Below are 2,194 nucleotides of genomic sequence, written 5' to 3'. Positions count from 1 at the left end.
GACAGTGCGCCGTGGAAAGCGCATGTGGATTGTGTGGGGGTGAGAGACCTTCGCCGCTGGGCTGTCGCAGCAGCCCGGTGAAGCTGGGGGCAGCCTGATCCGGGAGGTGCCGGGGAGGGCGGTAAGCAGCCCCGACAAAGCCGGGACGTTCCAGAACTGCCAGATGGGACGGGTCCGGCGAGCAAGACGGAGAGGAGTACGCGAGGAACCGGCGTCTTACGCCTCCTTACTTCCAGCCGGCTCGAACCTGGCGGATCTGGGCCGGAAGCGGTGTGTCCCTGCCTCTACCCAGGGGCAGGGAACTTTTCGGGTGATCTTGTCATGTTGCCCGGGGAGGCCACGGTGAAGTGCTGCGGGGTAGTCGTGGCTAGGGCCGCGGGGGCAAAGTCGGGCTCCTCCTCTGACAAGCGATCCACAAGTGAACACGGGAACCGCTCCGGTTCCGCCTCGACCTGCCCACCCAGGGCAGGAAGCGGCTGGGCTCATCGTCGGCCGATCGGGCTGGAGCGGGGCGGAGCCGCCGTAGTACTCGGAGCTGGGGAGAGCCCAGTACGTGGGGAAGGGCGGCAGCGGAATCAGAAGGGAGGGATTGCAATGCCGAAAGAAGCACTGCTGAACAGCAGCGCTCCACCGGATCGCCCCGTGGGGCTAGACCGGCGGGTATCGGAGATGCAGACCAAGCTTCACCGTTGGGCGGTGGCCGATCCCGGCCGCCGATTCGACGATCTGTTCAACCTCGTGCATGACCCGGCGACGCTGCTTACGGCGTTCGAACGGGTCGCGGGCAACACCGGGGCCCGAACCCCTGGAGTGGACGGCCTCACGGTCGACCAGGTGGAACGGGAGGTCGGTGTTCCGGGGTTCTTGGATGATCTGCGCCAGGCGCTGAAGGCGGGCAGCTTCTGCCCGCTGCCCGTGCGGGAGCGGAAGATCCCCAAACCCGGCGGCAGCGGGAAGGTGCGCAAGCTCGGCATTCCGACCGTGGCCGACCGCGTGGTGCAAGCCGCGCTGAAACTGGTGCTGGAGCCGATCTTCGAGGCCGACTTTCAGCCGGTCTCTTACGGTTTCAGGCCGATGCGGCGGGCGCACGACGCCATCGCCGAGATCCACATGTTCGGCACCAAGGGATACCGCTGGGTGCTGGACGCGGACATCGAGGCGTGCTTTGACTCCATCGACCACACGGCCCTGATGGATCGGGTGCGAAACCGGATCAAGGACAAGCGCGTGCTCCGCCTGGTGCAAGCCTTCCTCAAGGCTGGTGTTCTCACTGAGGTCGCCTCCTACGAGGAAACTCTCACCGGCACGCCGCAAGGCGGCATCCTCTCACCCCTTCTGGCCAACATCGCCCTGTCGGCGCTCGATGAGCACCTGCACGGCCCGTGGCTGGAGGGCGGGAGCATGTCGACCGCGTACAAGCGCAGCCGTCGACGTCACTACGGCCTGCCGAGATGGCGCATTGTCCGCTACGCGGACGATTTCGTCGTTCTCGTTCATGGCCAACGCGACGACGTCATAGCCCTGCACGAGGAAGTCACCGAGGTGTTGCGCCCCCTGGGACTTCGACTGTCACCAGCGAAGACCCGGATCGTGCACATGTCGGATGGGTTCGACTTCTTGGGGTTCCGCATCCAGTGGCGCCGCAAGAGGGGTGCCAACAAGTGGCACGTCTACACCTACATCGCTGACCGGCCCATCCGGCAGCTGAAGGAGAAGATCCGAGCCCTGACAGGCAGAACGTCACAGCAGGACATCCGCAAGGTGCTGATCCGGATCAACCAGATCACACGCGGGTGGGTCAACTACTTCCGGCACGCCGTCTGCAAACGCGCCCTCCGCGCGCTGGACTACTTCGTCTGGCGCAGAGTCAGCGCTCTGCTGATAGCGCGGCACCGCTGGAAGTGGAAGGACGTCCGCCGACGCTTCTACGACGGCAGCGCCGGTCGCTGGAAGCAGTTGTCAGCGGACGGGATCGCACTGTTCGCGCTGGATACCGTCGCGGTCACCCGCTACCGGTATCGGCCGAAGATCCCCACCCTTTGGGATGTCCCTGCTCATGCCTGACGGACGAGACCGTGGAGAGCCCGGTACTCGGAAACGGGTACGCCGGGTTCGGAGAGCGGTCCGGGGAAACGGGCAGGCAGCAATGCCTGAACCGCGCCCCGGGCCGACTCAACTGGACCCATCCCGCCGT

1 protein-coding gene is annotated in these 2,194 nt (G+C 65.7%); it reads left to right on the top strand.

What is annotated here, in order from left to right; translation table 11 throughout:
* The first annotated feature begins 594 nt into the window (after positions 1–594).
* Positions 595–2,064, top strand: coding sequence for a group II intron reverse transcriptase/maturase (ltrA, locus tag ACH5AF_RS35290; protein ID WP_398907635.1), 1,470 nt, complete (start codon positions 595–597; stop codon positions 2,062–2,064).
* Positions 2,065–2,194 lie beyond the last annotated feature (130 nt).

This window comes from Streptomyces sp. NPDC018833 (assembly GCF_044390825.1).
Classification (GTDB): Bacteria; Actinomycetota; Actinomycetes; order Streptomycetales; family Streptomycetaceae; genus Streptomyces.
This window is presented reverse-complemented; position numbering and strand designations above follow the sequence as displayed.